This is a genomic window from Nitrospirillum guanabarense (assembly GCF_034653355.1).
In the GTDB taxonomy this organism is placed as follows: domain Bacteria; phylum Pseudomonadota; class Alphaproteobacteria; order Azospirillales; family Azospirillaceae; genus Nitrospirillum.
Genome location: NZ_JAYEER010000004.1, coordinates 602,951 through 617,357, shown reverse-complemented (window position 1 = coordinate 617,357; position 14,407 = coordinate 602,951). Strand labels below are relative to the sequence as shown.

Below are 14,407 nucleotides of genomic sequence, written 5' to 3'. Positions count from 1 at the left end.
TCCGGCCGTGATGGGTCCCCTAATGGTGACAGGGGGCGCCACTCCCTACACCCATCTATTCCAGAAAGACGATTAAGAACACGTTACTCCTGCGAGATTGATGGCGTGCCCCGGGCGACAAGACAAGCGATAAACGCGTTAAGGTTCGCTATCAGCGTGAAACTGGGCCCGGCCCCCGTCAGCCGGCCCGGCTTTCCAGCCAGAAACGCAATGCTTCCGCACCTTTGGCCTCGGTGACGATACGCCAGCCGCACTGTTCGGCGAAGCGGCCTGTGACATATGCCTGGACGCTGCGGGGTGTCAGGTCGGCCTGCGCCACGGCCCCGTCCAAGGCCTCGCGCACCTCGTCGCGCAGGCTGACGGTGCGCCCCTCCGCCGCCACGCAAAGCGCCGCCCCGCCGCCGCCCGCGGCGATGGTGACGACGCCGCCATGGGGCATGGCCTCCTCCGCCAGCAGCCCCAGGTTCAGCGCCAGTTTCAGCACGCCGTTGTCGGATTTGGGCATGACGTCGGCCGGCCAATCCAGGCGCGTGCGGGCACCCCGGAACCAGGCGCCCAGCACCGTCCGCGCCTCGGCCGCGGTGAAGGCGCTGCTGTTCCCCGCAGCACCGTAAGCCAGGCGGAACAGGCGCAGGCGCCGCGCCGCCTGGTCGGCGCTGTCGGCGATCAGGGCCATCGCCTCCTCGGCCATGGATTGGCCCATTTCCTCAATGAGTTCCACGCCGTTGGCGATGGCGCCCACCGGGCTGATCAGGTCATGGCAAAGGCGGGAGCAGAGCAGCTCGACAACATGAAGTTCCAGGGAGACCGTCATTCGGGGGCCTTGTTTTTGGGGCCTTGCCTGGGCCGCGCGGCGGTTCATAGTGGGCGGGTCCAGCATAGAGAAGGCCCGCGCCGATACCAGGGGTTTAGCGGAGCGGCCCCCTCAGGACAAACGGATAAGGGCAAAAGGATAGGTGACGTTTTCATGGCGTCCCGCCGCCGCCACCGCCCCTCTGGCCCAAGGATGTACGCCCCATGCCCCCTTTACCCCCCGAATCAGGCGCCATGACCGCCCTGCTGACTCCCGGAACCTATGTCGTGCATCCGGGCCAGCCCGATTGGGGCCTGGGCCAGGTGCAATCGGCCGTGGGCACCCGTGTCACCGTCAACTTCCCCCACGCCGGCAAGCGGATGATAGACGCCGGCGTCGTGCCCCTGCGAGTGGTGGAACCGGAGGAGTGGACGCCCTGAAGCCGGCGCGCGCCCCAATGGCCGCCGTCACAGCGCCGCGGGGGCTGTATTGCTATGGTCGCCGCACCATATTTGCCGTAGATGAGGATGGGGAACGTCCGCCGGCCGGCGGACGGATTCCCCATAGCTTGGTTGAGGACTGTTGAGACGATGGCGGACGGCGCCCTGACACCCATGGCGAATGGCGCCCCCAGCGCGGTGACGCCGGCGCGTGACCGCCTGCCGCTGGTCGACCCCTTCGGCCGGTCGATCCGGTACCTGCGCGTTTCCGTCACCGACCGCTGTGACTTCCGCTGCGTCTATTGCATGGCGGAAGAAATGACCTTCCTGCCCAAGGCGGAGGTGCTGTCGCTGGAAGAGCTGGAGCGGCTGTGCGGCGCCTTCATCCAGACGGGCGTGCGCAAGCTGCGCCTAACGGGGGGCGAACCGCTGGTTCGGCGGGGCATCATGGATCTGATCCACCGCCTGGGCCGGCACCTTGACACCGGCGCCTTGGATGAACTGACCCTGACCACCAACGGCAGCCAGCTGGCCAAGTACGCCACCGGGCTGTACGCCGCCGGCGTGCGCCGGGTGAACGTCAGCCTGGATACGCTGGACCCCGACCGTTTCCAAGCCATCACCCGCTGGGGCAAGCTGGCCCCGGTGCTGGACGGCATCAAGGCCGCCAAGGACGCGGGCCTGTCCGTCAAGATCAACTGCGTGGCTCTGCGTGGCGTGAACGACGGCGAGGTGCATGACCTGGTCGCTTGGTGCGGACGTGAGGGCCACGACCTGACCTTCATCGAGGTCATGCCCATGGGTGACATGGACGGTGCTGACGCCGGGGGGGCCGACCAGGGCGGCACGGTGCGTGCCGACCAGTACTGGCCCCTGTCCATGCTGCGTGCCGAGCTGGCCAAGCGCTGGACCCTGACCGATCTGCCCGTCAGCACGGGCGGCCCCGCGCGCTACGCCCGGGTGGCGGAGACGGGTGGACGGGTCGGCTTCATCACGCCCATGACCCATAATTTCTGCGAAAGCTGCAACCGCGTGCGGCTGACCTGCACTGGCATGCTGTACATGTGCCTGGGCCAGGACGACGCCGCCGACCTGCGCGCCGTGATGCGTAACGCCCCGGGGAATGACGACACCCTGCTGGCCGCCATCAAGGACGCCATCGCCCGCAAGCCCAAGGGCCATGACTTCATCATCGACCGCCGGCGGAAGACCCCGGCCGTGGCCCGGCACATGAGCGTCACCGGCGGCTGAGGCCGGCACCGCCTTCGCGATCCGTTCTCAAAGACACCGGTTTCCCCGGCACCGTGGCATTTCCTTTGCCCCGGCCAATCCGTTAAGGTGGGCGTCCGTTTCGGTTAACGGGCCCCGGCCCTTTCCTTCTTCCCCGAGTCCTGGACCAGGCGAAAGCGCCATGCTCGACGAACCCACCCGCCCTGCCGCCTCCCCCCGGCCCCCATCGGCCAGGCACCGATCCCGGTAGCCGCGGAGGCGACCGCGCAGTGCGCCACGGTGCCCCTACCGGCCAAGCCGGCCTTCTGCATCGTCGCCGCCGAAACGCCGGAGGCTGAAGCCGCGCGCGTCACGCTGTCGGAGCGGTACCGCACGGTGCGGGCGGAGGATGCGGACGTCATCGTGGCCCTGGGCGGCGACGGTTTCCTGCTGGAAACGCTGCACCGCCATCTGCCCCTGTGCAAACCCGTCTATGGCATGAACCGGGGCTCCGTCGGCTTCCTGCTGAACAACTTCAGCCCCCGCGGCCTGACCGATCGCGTGCGCCGGGCGCAGCGCGTGGCGCTGAACCCATTGCGCATGGTGGCCGTCAACGCGCAAGGGCGGCACGAGGCGTTAGCCTTCAACGAGGTGTCGCTGCTGCGCGAAACGCGCCAGGCCGCCAAGCTGCGCATCAGCGTGGACGGCGTGGAGCGCCTGGCCGAACTGGCCTGCGACGGCGCGCTGGTGTCCACCCCGGCCGGCAGCACCGCCTACAACCTGTCGGCACACGGCCCCATCGTGCCCCTGGGCGCCGGCATCCTGGCGCTGACACCCATCAGCGCCTTCCGCCCCCGCCGCTGGCGCGGCGCCCTGCTGCCCCACACCGCCAAGCTGCAGTTCGACATCCTGGAAGGCGCCAAGCGCCCCGTCAGCGCCGTGGCCGATTTCACCGAAATCCGCGACGTGGCCCGGGTGGAGGTCTGCGAGGACCGTAGCGTGGCCTCGATCCTGCTGTTCGATCCGGAGATGAACCTGGAAGAGCGGATCCTGAAAGAGCAGTTCACCCCCTAGCCGCATCCGGGCCTGCCCATGACATCCATGCCCGGCGCCGTGATCCGGATGAGGCGCTCGCTTGAGGGGCCATTGCCCGTCCCGGCTTGGCCGGAGGGCGTGCGGCTTACTTCCTTCTCCCCCATGGATGCCCGGGAGGCGCACGCGCTCTTCACCGTTGCTTACGCCAACGGCGGGGGCGGCGTGCACGGCTTCGACGATTGGTGGACCGCCCTTTCCACGGATGGCGAGTACGATCCCACACTGTTTTTCCTGGTGAGGGACTCAGAGGACCGGTTGGTCGGGGCCGCGCAATGCTGGAGCAGCGCCTTTGTGAAGGATCTGGTGGTTCATCCCCGATGGCATCGTCGCGGTATCGGCCTTGCGCTGCTGTTCCATGTCTTCGCGTCTTTCCGCGAGCGGGGGGCGACGGCGGTGGACCTGAAGGTGCTGCGCGACAATCCAAACGCCCTCAGCCTTTATGGCCGCGCCGGAATGACCGTCGGGGACTGACAATCCGGCTTTCCGTGTGACGGTAGAGCCTACTCCGCCGCCAAGCGCCGGTCGCCGACGCGTGCCATGGCGAAGGCGTGGATGGCACGCATCAGGTCTTCCAGATCGTGGGACAGGCGCCAGTAGCCGTCATGGCGTTCCAGCGTCTCCTCATCCATGTACAGGCGCCGGTCGATCTCCAGCTGCAGGCTGTTGCGGCCCCGGGTGGGGACTCCGTAGCGGCGCACCAGTTCCACCCCCTTGTAGGGGTCGTTGTGGCGCACGCGATAGCCCATGCCGCGCAGGGTGGCGGCGACGAAGCGGGTGAAGGACGGATCACAGCAGGCGCCGTCGCGGTCGCCCAGCACGAAGTCGGCGCCGGCATCGCCCGTACCCAGCGTGGGCATGGAATGGCAGTTGATGTGCCAGACCTGGCCGAAGCGGGCGTGCAGCCCGTCCAGCGCCGCCTTCAGTTGGGCATGGTAGGGCCGCCAGTAACGCTCGATACGGGCCTGCACCTCCCTCACCGTCAGCTTGGCGGCGTACAGCGCCTCCCCGGGGCGGCTGACGGTACGCACCAGGCCCATGCCGTGGCGGCTTTTCTCCGACGGGTTCAGGGGGCCGGGCCAGGGATCGGCCAGGCAGGCGGGATCGATGTCATCCTCCGCCCGGTTCACGTCGATGTAGCTGCGCGGGAATAGGGCCTGCAACAGCGTGGCGCCCAGGGCCGGCGCGCGGGCGAACAGCTCATCCACATGGGCGTCCTCCGACTGGCGCAGCAGCAGCAGGGGGCATCGCGGGGTGAAGCCCAAGGGGTAGGCGGAACCGCTGTGGGGCGAGTCATAGACGACGGGAACGGGCGTGCCTTCCGGGTCATGGCGCACCAGCACATCATCTATGATGAATTTCATGCCAACCTCGCAACCGCCGATGACGGCGGCGACAAAGCCAGCCGTCATAAGCTTTTACCATAGCGCAGCCTGGGTCATCCCGTCCCTTTCCATGTCGCGTCGGACCCGGCACTATTCCCCAATCAGCCCAATACGGAAAAGGCGGCCATGGTTCCAAGGGGGGCGGACCCGAGTGTCAGGGATGGGGGCTCGTGATGTGGGAGCGGTTCAGCCAGCCCCCGGGTCCCACCACGCCCGAACCGCCGCTGGCGATGCCCGACTTGCGCGCCCATCGCGCCGGCAACACCGGCGTCCCCTATGTCTGGCGGTTCGAGGCCAGGGCCGAGGGCCCCCACGTCGTCGTCATCGCCCTGATGCATGGCAACGAACCCTGTGGCGCCGTCGCCCTGGACCGGCTGCTGCGCCGGGGCCTGCGGCCGGCGCGCGGCACCTGGACCCTGGCCTTCGCCAACACCGACGCCGCGGCCGGCGGCCGCCTGTTCGGCCCGGCGGGCCCGCCGGCGCGCTACCTGGATCGCGACATGAACCGCCTGTGGGCCGGCGTCCGGGCCGACGTGCCGCCCGGCGGCCCGCCGCCGGTCTATCGCCATGGGCGGGAACAGGCGCGCGTGGCGGCCATCGCCCCCTGGATCCTGACGGCCGACCTGCTGCTGGACCTGCATTCCATGCAGGTGCCTTCCCCCGCGCTGACCCTGTGCGGTCGCTCGCCCCGCGCCCGCGCCCTGGCCGTGGCGCTGGCCGATCCCGGCTGGGTGGTGGCGGATGACGGCCATGCCGACGGCCTGCGCCTGATCGACCACCCCCGCTTCTCCGCCCCCGGGGGCACCAGCGCCGCCATTCTGATGGAGTGCGGGCGGCATACGGCCCCCGCCGCCGGCGTCCAGGCCTGGCGCGGGCTGATCCGTTTCCTGGCGCTGTCGGAAACTCTGGACGCGGCCACCGCCCGCACCCTGCTGACAGAGGCCAACGCCCCCGCCACGCCGCCCAGGCCCGTCGTGGTGGACGTGACCCACGTCATCCAGGCGGAAACGGAGGAGTTCGCCTTCGTGAGGCAGTTCCAGGGGCTGGAGCGCATCGCCGCCGGCGGCACCCTGCTGGCCCTGGATGGCAAGCGCGCCGTCCACACGCCCTACGACGACTGTGTCCTGGTCATGCCCACGCGCACCCCGCGCCGGGGGCAGACCACGGTGCGACTGGGACGCATCCTATAGCGACCGGCTGTCACCGCTTGCGCCAGGCGGCGATTTCCTTCCTCAGGTCGGGATCGTCCGCCAGTTCCGCGATCACCTGCGCCACCAGAGGATTCTTGTTCCGCCGCTTCTTCAGCGCCGACAGCAGCAGGACACGGCTCTCCCCCAGGCTGCGGTCCCGGGTCAGCTCGATCAAATCCGGCAGGGTGGCTTCCGTCACCAGGATCGACAACGCGCACGCAAGGCCGTCCTTGGCTCCCAGGCGGTATTCGCTGGTGTCGCCGAGCGCGACGATGCCCTGGCCCATCGGCGCCTTGCGGTATTCGGCGACCAGCAAGGGCCACGCCGCGCGGGCTTCGGGCTCCGGCACCGCCCGCGCGCGGGCGATGCCATCTCGTATCCGGTCTGAATAAGGCAGCATCAGATGCCGCAGCAAAACCGGGATGGCTTCGGGATAGCGGACCCTGGTGTGCATGTTGATGAGGTCCCAGACCGACCCCATCGGCCAGCCCACGGCGTGTAGGTCCGCCAGCAAGGGCCCCTGCTCCAGCTTCAGCCGTGTGGTCCGCTCTTCCGCACGCTGCCGCTTCATCTCGTTGATTTCTCGCAGCCGAGCCTTTTCATCATCCGTCAGCTTCAGCCGAATGAAATCGTCGGCCATTATGCGCTCAAGCTGCTCATTCGTCAGCGGCGCGCGGGCAGCGACGGGCTTGCCTTTCGACGCCATGGAGCCGGCCCTCACATGAACTGGGCGCGGTTCAGCAGATCGTAGAAATTGCGCAGCACGGCGGCCTGCTCGGCCTCCGTCGCCAGGCCCTCGACGAACTTGGTGTCGAAGTTGGGCTGGCGCAGATGGCTGATGATCTGGTCCCGCACGATGCGCCGGGCCTTGGGGCTGGCCAGAACCTCCGCCCCCGCGAACTGCACCAGGCGCGTGGCGCGCACCCGCAGCGTGGCCGACGGGTCGTCCAGCCGCTCGATCACCCGGCCGTCGACGATGTAGGTCGCCACCAGGTCGTCCAGCCGCGCGCCCAGCTTTTCCCTCATGTCGCCCGGCAGGGCGTCCCCCTCCGTCACCAGGCGATAGAGGGCGGCGCTCGCCTCCATCTTCGGCTTCAGCGGCAGGGTGCGGTCCACCAGATCGTTCAGGCCGCCCACGCGGTTGGCGATCTCCATGGCCTGGGCGGCGATGGCGGCGCCGTCCTTGGCGCCCACGTCCGACCGCGCCAGGCAGGCCAGGTACACCAGACGCTCCGCCCCCGTGGGCAGCAGCTGCAGCACCGACTCCAGCGCCAGGCGCCGCCCCTCGGCCCCGCCCTGCTCGATGAAGCGGTGATAGCCCATCAGCACCGCCTCGGCCATGGCCGGCCCGCCCAGCAGGCCATCCGGGCGCATCAGGCGGGCGACCAGGGTGCGGTACTTGGCGATCAGCTGCGACGGTTCGCCATGCGACAGGCGCTGCGTCCCCCGCACCTGGCGGCGCAGGAAGTCCAGCAGCACCGCGCGGGTCTCCTTGCCATGGGGGCCCGCCACCCAGCGGCTGATGGCCGTTGTGCAGGACGGCGACATCTCGACCGCCTGGGGCTCGAACGTGCCGCTGACCAGGTCGATCATACGGTTCAGGGCGGTCATCAGGTCCGGCTGGCGGCCCAGCATGTCGCGCACCATGTCGGGCGCGCCCAGCACGTCGGCCAGCAGCTGGTCCAGCAGGGCCGCGTCGTCGGCCGGGAGGCTGTCGTCCGACGCCAGGTCGATCAGCAGTTCCGCCTTGCCCAGCAGGCCGCGGATATTCACCAGGTCGCGGCAGACGATGACCTTGCCCAGGTAGGCCGCCTCTTCCGCCGCCACGTCGGGGCTCGCGGCCGTGGCCGTGCCCAGGATCTCGTCCACCTGGCGCATGGTGGCGGCGAAGCCGATTTCCTTGGGATATGGCAGGGCCCGGTTGGCCACCGCCTTCTCCGCCCGCTGGCGCAGTTCCTCCAGCACGCCCAGGATGACGTCGCGGCGGGCCCGGCTGTCCTCCCCCGTCTCCTTGCTTTGCAGGGTGGCGATGCGGCTGACGGCGTTGGGCACCAGCGCCTCGAAATTCAGGACGCGCTTGGCCTCGCCGGCGTTGTGCAGCAGCTCCGACGCCGTCACGCCCTTTTCATCCAGGTACTGGCGCAGCACGCGCGAGATCAGCACCCGGCTGTCGAAGGCCAGATACTCCTGCGGCACCTTGCAATAGTGCGCCTCCTCCACCGGCACCGGCGCGATGGCGCGCTTGGGCTCCTGCCGGTATTCGGTGTGGATGATGGTGTCGACGGTTTCACCGCCCCGGCCGGGACGGATGAATTCACGGATGATGCGCACGGCGGCGCGATTGGGCAGGACGCGCGCGGCCAGCGCCCGGGCATCCTCCTCCTTGCGGCAGATCTGCTCGGTGATCCAATGGTCGTCCTTCAGGTATTGCACCTCGAAGGAGACGCCGCGAGGCTCACTCAACGGTGGCGGCCGGTTCGCCTTGTCCTGCAGCAACCCGAAAACCATCGCCCGCCCCGACCGGCAATAGCGCCCAGGGGACGGGGAAGCCCTTCCCCGCCCACCCCAGGCCATCTTCCGGCCCATTGGCAGCCCCGCCGCTAAGCCGAACGCACCACCGATGTATGGATGCTGTCCAAAGGGTGACGCCGCCCAATCAGGTAGTCAACCGAATGATGTATGCCGGGCGGATGATCCGCGCGCTTTTTTATCCCGGTTGAACAGGGGATTAACGCTCTGGCTTGCCCTTGGTCCAGGTGGGGTTGGCGTTGAACAGCGGCACCGTGGAAATGGCCATCTTGGCCGAGGCGTCCTTCACCTGGCGGCTGTAGACGACATAGATCAGGGTGTCGTTGGCCCGGTCATAAATTCGCCGGACGGCGATGGATTTGAAGATCAGGCTCTTGCGTTCGGAGAACACCTCCTCCCCGTGCTTGGAGGTGTCGATCTTGCCGATGACGATGGGCCCCGTCTGCCGGCAGGCGATGGAGGTGTTGGACGGATCCTCGAACCAGTTGCCCTTGCGCAGCCGGTCGATGACGCTGCGCGAAAAGCTGACGATGTGGCAGGTGACGCCCTGGATGTCCGGATCGGGCACCGCCTCCACCGTCAGTTCGTTGCCCGTCCAATCGTTGCTGAACGACCCCACCTCGTCGGCGCGGGCCGTCGCCGCCGCCAAGCCTCCGGCGATGCCGGCGAGCGTCAGGGCGGCGGCGAGCAGCGGGCGCCTCAATTGGTCAACTCTTCCATGGTCTGGCGGACGATCTGGACGATCTGCCCGCCGCGGCCGGCCACGTCGAAGCCGGCGGCGCTGCTGATGACCGACAGCTCGATCTCCGTCGTCGGGGCGTAGCGGGCGATCTCGGCCACCACGACGTTGGACAGGACCTCCTCCCTGTCGACGCCCAGCGACTTGGCGACCTCGGTCCGCCAGCTGTTGATGGCGGAGATGATGGCCAATTCGATCTGGGCGGTTTCCTCCTTGCGGCGAAGGTCGCGGTACTGGACCAGCACCCGCCAGGCCCCATCGGCATAGGCGGTGTCGATGCGCGAAACCTCCACCGTGCGCAGGAACGAGGCCAGGCGGGTCTCGTCCTCATCATGCGTGGCGTCACGGATGGAGAAGGTGCGGATTTCCAAGGTCATGCGCTGTCCCGGTCAGAGAAGCCGGATGGTCCGTCCGGCACCGGGCCGGCGGGCCACTTCCGTGGATAGTGGCAATATAACCGAGGCAGGGGCGGTTGACAGGGGGCTGAGGCGCCACCGCGATGGTTTTTCGAGGTGGGCTTGCGGATTTTCGCCTCGCGCGCGCTTGCGGATTTCACTATCACCAGCCCGATCGTTCGCCGGCCGACGGGTCCCGCATGGCCCGAGCCCCGGTGGACGGTCCCATTCCGCCGCCGCAGCCCAAGGAAAACGACCCATGCCCACGATCCACGTTATCGATGCCGATGGCGCGGAGCACGTCATCGAGGGGGATGTGAAGGCCTCCGTGATGGAAAACCTGTGCGATCACGACCTGCCGCTGGACGCCGATTGTGGCGGTTCCTGCGCTTGCGCCACCTGCCATGTCCTGGTGGACGCCGACTGGGCCGCGCGTCTACCCGACCCCAGCCTGGATGAGCTGGCGTTGCTGGAGGAGGAGCCGACCTACCAGCCCGGCCGCTCGCGCCTGTCTTGCCAGATCGACTTCAAGCCCCAGCTGGATGGCCTGCGCCTGACGCTGCTGCGCCGGGGCTGAACAGGCCCTGGACCAAGACAAAGGGCGCCGGCGGTCGATCCGCCGGCGCCCTTGGCATTCTTACGGGACCGGAACGGTCTTAGGCCTTCTTGGCCAATACCCGCTCGGACGCCAGTTCCGCCAGGACGCTCCAGCGGGACAGCGAGATGAAGTGGGAGTAGACCAGGCCCAGGTAGCCGCGCTTGCGCCAGTCCAGGAACACGTCGTCCGGCAACTCGTTGAACTTCTTCTCATCGATGATGGTGAACCCCGTCAGCGTCATGCGGCTGTTGTCGTGGGACAGGGTCAGATCCAGGCGCTGTTCCACCAGCAGGCCGCGGTCGAACAGCTCCTTGCAGAAGGCGCTGGTGGCGACGGCGGACTGGTTGAAGGTGGCGCAAAAGTTCAGGGCGTCGTTGCCGGCGGCGCCGGCCTTGTCACCCTCGAACAGGGGAACGTCGCCGTCCGGACCCACCAGGTTGGCGTCCTCTTCCAGGCACAGCACCAGACGCTCGCGGTCCGGGGTCTCCATCATCAGGAAGGGATAGCGGCGAACGTAGGCCGGGATCGGCGTATTCTTGCGCCAGGTGCCTTCTCCGTCCACGAACAGGTTCTCATCCGGGCGCACGCCGGTCAGCACCACGGCGGCCGGGCTGTTGCCCAGGGTGAAGACGATGGGGTAGTGGCCGTTGAGGGAGATGAACTCCTCGCCCACGATCGGAATGGCGTTGGCGTTGGCGGCGTAGGAAAACGTCCGCTGCTGCTTCAGCTTCCAGTCCCCGTGACGGCTGATGTCGACGGGAACGGGCTCCCGGTAGAACGGAGGCATCTGGCCGGCTTCGGTATTGGCGGCGGCGGCGTCGGTCATGGCAAAAGGTCCTGGTTTACCGGTTAAATTAAGACTGACCGGGAATCGGACTTCTGACGTGCGCGCCCTTTCCCCCGACAGGATGGGCTCTGGAGTGCCGGAATTGTATGCGCGAGTCAACAGGCCCGCGACCCAGCCATGCCTTGGACGCGTGACGATATGTGACACGCCCGAGCCGGCGCCGACGGTTCAACGATTGCGCAGGGTGGCTTTCCTGCGCTGAGGGCCCGCCTCCTGCTCCCCCAGCCAGATGACCAGGGTGGCGGCGCCAGAGATGATCTGCAGCACCTTCTCCGCCTTGGCGGGCATGCGGATCTTGCGCGTCATGCAGTAATTCACCAGCGCGGCGGCCACCTCCATCTCGGCGAAACTGGCTTCGTGCATCTTGCCGTAATCATCCTCGATGGGCAGTTGCACAGTGATGGGGGGCCCCTCGACGATGACGGGGTCCTTGACCATGCCCACGGGCAGCTTGCGATTGAGGCGGCCCGTGAATTCCACGATCGCCGTCATCAGCTCCCGCTCGGTGAAGCTGATCGCGCGCAGCTCCTGCATGCCCCGTCCCCTCGGATACGCCCGCCCTGATTTGGGCAGGGGCATCATATAGGTGGCCCGCGGCCTAAGTCACCCCACCGTAAGGGTCATAATCGCCCTGATTCACAACGAAAAAGGCCGGCCGCCCCGTCAGGGCGCCAGCCTTTCGCGTCACCCGTTCCCGGGATTTCAGGCGACCTTGGCCATGCCCTCGGTGCGCCCGGCGGCCAAGCGCTCCCGCGCCATCTGGTCCGCCACCTCGTTGGTGGGGCGGTCCTCGGCGTCGGCGCGGCGGAAGATGTCCGTCAGCGTGCCGTGGATGGCCTCCACCTTCGCCAGGATGGCGTCCTTGCTGTAGGCGCCGCCAACCTCGCCCGCGACGTTGATGATGCCGCCGCCGTTGATGACGTAGTCCGGCGCGTACAGCACGCCCATGGTGCGCAATTGCCGGCCGACGGCGTCCACCGACAGCTGGTTGTTGGCGCCGCCGGCCACCACCTTGGCCTTCAGCCGGGGCAGCGACTGCTCGTTCAGCACGCCGCCCAGGGCGCAGGGGGCGAACACGTCGACGTCCTGGGCATGGATGGCGGACGGGTCCACGGCGACGGCGCCATGGCGGTCGACCACGCGCTTCACCTGGTCGGCGAAGATGTCGCTGACGGTCAGCAGGGCGCCGTCATCGGCCAGGCGCTGGCACAGGTGGCCACCCACATTGCCCAAGCCCTGCACGGCCACCCGCACACCCTTCAGGCTGTCGGCGCCCAGGCGGTGCTTCACAGCGGCCTTGATGCCCAGATAGACGCCGTAGGCGGTGAAGGGGGACGGGTCGCCGCTGGCGGCCGCGCCATGGTTCAGGCCGGCCACATGCTTGGTCTCACGGCCCATGACCTGCACGTCGGCCACGGTGATGCCCACGTCTTCCGCCGCGATGTAGCGGCCACCCAGGCTTTCCACCATGCGCCCGAAGGCACGGAACAGCGCGTCGGACTTGGCGGTCTTGGGGTCGCCGATCAGCACCGACTTGCCGCCGCCCAGCGGCAGGCCCGCCATGACGTTCTTGTAGCTCATGCCGCGTGACAGGCGCAGAACGTCCTTCACCGCGTCAGCCTCGGTCGCGTACGGCCACATGCGGCAGCCGCCGCAGGCGGGGCCCATGGTGGTGTCATGAACGGCGATGATGGCTTTAAGGCCACTCTCCGGGTCACGGCCGAACAGGACCAGCTCGTGATTGTCGAAATCCGGAGCGTCGAACAGCATGGGGGCATTCTCCTGCCTGGGACCCGGAATCAAGGCGCCGGGCCGGTGATCCGGTCCCCATTCCTCATGCGGCGGGGGCGGAACTGTCTGCAGGACGAAGCTTAGGGGCGGCCTGGGGCCCGGTCGATTTCGTTGTTTTATTGCGCGGCGCAGCTTTGGCGAACCCTCGGGCGCCCACCGTGTAATGTCCTGTCGCGCAGCCGATGCCGCGACCGGAATTCCCCCGGAATCGGGTCCCGGCGGGTCCGCCGTCGGCGGAAAGTTCGCCTGGTCAGCGGCCGACGCGCAAGCCCGGCGGGCGGCTGGGGCGGGCCGTGGTCTCCTCCCCCAGGCGGGGCATGACGCGGCCATCGGGCAGGCGGGCGTCCTCCCCCCCAATGAAGGTTCGCGCCGGACGTCGCCCGGCCGGCCGCGCTTGGGCGCCTTGCGGCTGGGACGGCGGCCGCTCCACCACCAGATGCCGGCCATCACGGCGAAAAGGGCGCCGACGAAGCCCAGCAGGGCGTTACGCGCCCAGTCCGGCGCGGTGATCTCGGTCGGCGCCTGCTCCGGCGTGTCGCCAGTGGACTGCGTTTCCACCGCGACGCGGCCGGCGCCGGTGGTGCTGGTTGCGTCCTGGCCCGGGGCCGGCTGGGCGTTCGGCGCCCCACCGGGGCGCTGGGTCACGGACGGTGGGGGCAGATCGGCCGGCGTGCCCGGCGCCGCCCCGGGGCCCGGGTTGCGCGACACGCTCAGCACCGTGCTTTCCTGGGCCTGGCCGCCTTTCTCCACCCCCACGGCGGAGCGGGCGGCCTTGGGCTGCACGTCCTCTTCCTTCAGTCGAGGCTGCGAAGCCTTGGCGCGGCTGCCGGGATCGGCCAGATTGCCGACCGTCTTGTCCACCGGACGGCCTTCCATCATGCGCGCGATGGTGTCCTGGTCCAGCTTGCCGGTGACCTTCAGGCCTTCAGCCTTCTGGTACTGGCGCAGCGCCGCGATGGTGGGCGGGTCCATGCGGGACGAGGCGCGGCCCTCATACAGCTCTTTCTCCTTCAGGATGTTCTGGGCCCACTGGATGGTGGCGCTGTTGGGCTCGCCACCATTGGTGTCCCCAGGGGCGGCCAGCGCCAAGCCGGCGCCCGCCGTGGTCAGCATCACCGCCGCGATGGCGGAGGCGAACAAGGGCCGGCGGGCATCGAACATCGTGGAACTATCCTCTTTCCTGGTCACGTCGCGGCGGGGCAACCTCGGGTCAGCGTGTTACAATTCGCGCCACTTTGCCATGCGCATTTTAGCCGCCGGCCCCCGTGCATGCTGCATTGCGTCCAAACGAAGTAGGTATCTCTGACGGCGACGTTGGAGGCGCTTGGCGACAACCGCCCCAAAATCATCCGTCATTGTGTGAAAATAAAGGCGCCGGGGCCACGACGTCCCTGGCCGG

The 14,407-nt window shown here is 68.3% G+C and carries 15 protein-coding genes; 6 read left to right on the top strand and 9 right to left on the bottom strand.

The genetic code is table 11. From position 1 onward, the window contains the following. Nucleotides 1-178: 178 nt before the first annotated feature. The gene (locus UAA55_RS20835; protein WP_322955094.1) at nt 179-814 is read right to left on the bottom strand and encodes a histidine phosphotransferase family protein; all 636 of its coding nucleotides are present in this window, start codon (nt 812-814) and stop codon (nt 179-181) included. 203 nt (nt 815-1,017) lie between these two features. Here UAA55_RS20835 and UAA55_RS20830 point away from each other — a divergent pair, with 203 nt between their 5' ends. The 4 genes from UAA55_RS20830 (at nt 1,018) to UAA55_RS20815 (ending at nt 4,008) form a co-directional block, all read left to right on the top strand. After that, nucleotides 1,018-1,233 (top strand): DUF3553 domain-containing protein, encoded by a 216-nt coding sequence (locus UAA55_RS20830; protein WP_322955093.1) that lies wholly within the window; start codon nt 1,018-1,020, stop codon nt 1,231-1,233. Between the two features lie 174 nt (nt 1,234-1,407). Continuing rightward, nucleotides 1,408-2,484, top strand: coding sequence for a GTP 3',8-cyclase MoaA (gene moaA / locus UAA55_RS20825; protein WP_416235240.1), 1,077 nt, complete (start codon nt 1,408-1,410; stop codon nt 2,482-2,484). A 258-nt stretch (nt 2,485-2,742) separates the two neighbouring features. Beyond that, complete coding sequence (locus tag UAA55_RS20820; protein ID WP_322955092.1) at nt 2,743-3,516, top strand: NAD kinase; 774 nt, start codon at nt 2,743-2,745, stop codon at nt 3,514-3,516. An 18-nt stretch (nt 3,517-3,534) separates the two neighbouring features. Beyond that, complete coding sequence (locus tag UAA55_RS20815; RefSeq protein WP_322955091.1) at nt 3,535-4,008, top strand: GNAT family N-acetyltransferase; 474 nt, start codon at nt 3,535-3,537, stop codon at nt 4,006-4,008. Nucleotides 4,009-4,037: 29 nt separating this feature from the next. Here UAA55_RS20815 and UAA55_RS20810 read toward each other — a convergent pair whose 3' ends face one another. After that, complete coding sequence (locus UAA55_RS20810) at nt 4,038-4,898, bottom strand: N-formylglutamate amidohydrolase (RefSeq protein WP_322955090.1); 861 nt, start codon at nt 4,896-4,898, stop codon at nt 4,038-4,040. A 194-nt stretch (nt 4,899-5,092) separates the two neighbouring features. Between UAA55_RS20810 and UAA55_RS20805 the strand changes: the two genes are divergently transcribed. After that, on the top strand, nt 5,093-6,109 hold the full coding sequence (locus UAA55_RS20805; protein WP_322955089.1) for a M14 family metallopeptidase: 1,017 nt from the start codon (nt 5,093-5,095) through the stop codon (nt 6,107-6,109). 10 nt (nt 6,110-6,119) lie between these two features. Here UAA55_RS20805 and UAA55_RS20800 read toward each other — a convergent pair whose 3' ends face one another. The 4 genes from UAA55_RS20800 to UAA55_RS20785 form a co-directional block, all read right to left on the bottom strand. Further along, nucleotides 6,120-6,815 carry a hypothetical protein gene (locus UAA55_RS20800; RefSeq protein ID WP_322955088.1) on the bottom strand — a complete coding sequence of 232 codons (696 nt, stop codon included), beginning with the start codon at nt 6,813-6,815 and terminating at the stop codon, nt 6,120-6,122. An 11-nt stretch (nt 6,816-6,826) separates the two neighbouring features. Next, a complete protein-coding gene (locus tag UAA55_RS20795) occupies nt 6,827-8,617 on the bottom strand; it encodes a hypothetical protein (RefSeq protein ID WP_322955087.1) in 1,791 nt (596 codons plus the stop codon). Nucleotides 8,618-8,837: 220 nt separating this feature from the next. Beyond that, nucleotides 8,838-9,341 carry a CreA family protein gene (locus UAA55_RS20790; RefSeq protein ID WP_322955086.1) on the bottom strand — a complete coding sequence of 168 codons (504 nt, stop codon included), beginning with the start codon at nt 9,339-9,341 and terminating at the stop codon, nt 8,838-8,840. Beyond that, nucleotides 9,338-9,754: an HRDC domain-containing protein gene (locus UAA55_RS20785; protein ID WP_322955085.1), complete on the bottom strand. Its 417-nt coding sequence runs from the start codon at nt 9,752-9,754 to the stop codon at nt 9,338-9,340. The genes UAA55_RS20790 and UAA55_RS20785 overlap by 4 nt, the downstream gene beginning before the upstream one ends. A gap of 277 nt (nt 9,755-10,031) precedes the next feature. Between UAA55_RS20785 and UAA55_RS20780 the strand changes: the two genes are divergently transcribed. After that, nucleotides 10,032-10,349 carry a 2Fe-2S iron-sulfur cluster-binding protein gene (locus UAA55_RS20780; protein WP_322955083.1) on the top strand — a complete coding sequence of 106 codons (318 nt, stop codon included), beginning with the start codon at nt 10,032-10,034 and terminating at the stop codon, nt 10,347-10,349. Nucleotides 10,350-10,428: 79 nt separating this feature from the next. Here UAA55_RS20780 and UAA55_RS20775 read toward each other — a convergent pair whose 3' ends face one another. The 3 genes from UAA55_RS20775 to UAA55_RS20765 all read right to left on the bottom strand — a co-directional run bounded on the left by UAA55_RS20775 (nt 10,429) and on the right by UAA55_RS20765 (nt 14,169). Next, nucleotides 10,429-11,196 (bottom strand): SapC family protein, encoded by a 768-nt coding sequence (locus UAA55_RS20775; RefSeq protein ID WP_322955081.1) that lies wholly within the window; start codon nt 11,194-11,196, stop codon nt 10,429-10,431. Between the two features lie 189 nt (nt 11,197-11,385). Next, nucleotides 11,386-11,751: a hypothetical protein gene (locus UAA55_RS20770; RefSeq protein ID WP_322955080.1), complete on the bottom strand. Its 366-nt coding sequence runs from the start codon at nt 11,749-11,751 to the stop codon at nt 11,386-11,388. A 168-nt stretch (nt 11,752-11,919) separates the two neighbouring features. After that, a complete protein-coding gene (locus UAA55_RS20765) occupies nt 11,920-14,169 on the bottom strand; it encodes a Glu/Leu/Phe/Val dehydrogenase dimerization domain-containing protein (protein ID WP_322955079.1) in 2,250 nt (749 codons plus the stop codon). Between the last annotated feature and the right edge of the window lie 238 nt (nt 14,170-14,407).

Coding starts and splice junctions, on each gene's coding strand:
- UAA55_RS20815 (WP_322955091.1), top strand. CDS start 3,535: ATGACATCCATGCCCGGCGCCGTGATCCGGATGAGGCGCTCGCTTGAG.
- UAA55_RS20775 (WP_322955081.1), bottom strand. CDS start 11,196: ATGACCGACGCCGCCGCCGCCAATACCGAAGCCGGCCAGATGCCTCCG.
- UAA55_RS20770 (WP_322955080.1), bottom strand. CDS start 11,751: ATGCAGGAGCTGCGCGCGATCAGCTTCACCGAGCGGGAGCTGATGACG.
- UAA55_RS20810 (WP_322955090.1), bottom strand. CDS start 4,898: ATGAAATTCATCATAGATGATGTGCTGGTGCGCCATGACCCGGAAGGC.
- UAA55_RS20835 (WP_322955094.1), bottom strand. CDS start 814: ATGACGGTCTCCCTGGAACTTCATGTTGTCGAGCTGCTCTGCTCCCGC.
- UAA55_RS20765 (WP_322955079.1), bottom strand. CDS start 14,169: ATGTTCGATGCCCGCCGGCCCTTGTTCGCCTCCGCCATCGCGGCGGTG.
- UAA55_RS20800 (WP_322955088.1), bottom strand. CDS start 6,815: ATGGCGTCGAAAGGCAAGCCCGTCGCTGCCCGCGCGCCGCTGACGAAT.
- UAA55_RS20780 (WP_322955083.1), top strand. CDS start 10,032: ATGCCCACGATCCACGTTATCGATGCCGATGGCGCGGAGCACGTCATC.
- UAA55_RS20795 (WP_322955087.1), bottom strand. CDS start 8,617: ATGGTTTTCGGGTTGCTGCAGGACAAGGCGAACCGGCCGCCACCGTTG.
- moaA (WP_416235240.1), top strand. CDS start 1,408: ATGGCGAATGGCGCCCCCAGCGCGGTGACGCCGGCGCGTGACCGCCTG.
- UAA55_RS20830 (WP_322955093.1), top strand. CDS start 1,018: ATGCCCCCTTTACCCCCCGAATCAGGCGCCATGACCGCCCTGCTGACT.
- UAA55_RS20785 (WP_322955085.1), bottom strand. CDS start 9,754: ATGACCTTGGAAATCCGCACCTTCTCCATCCGTGACGCCACGCATGAT.
- UAA55_RS20805 (WP_322955089.1), top strand. CDS start 5,093: ATGTGGGAGCGGTTCAGCCAGCCCCCGGGTCCCACCACGCCCGAACCG.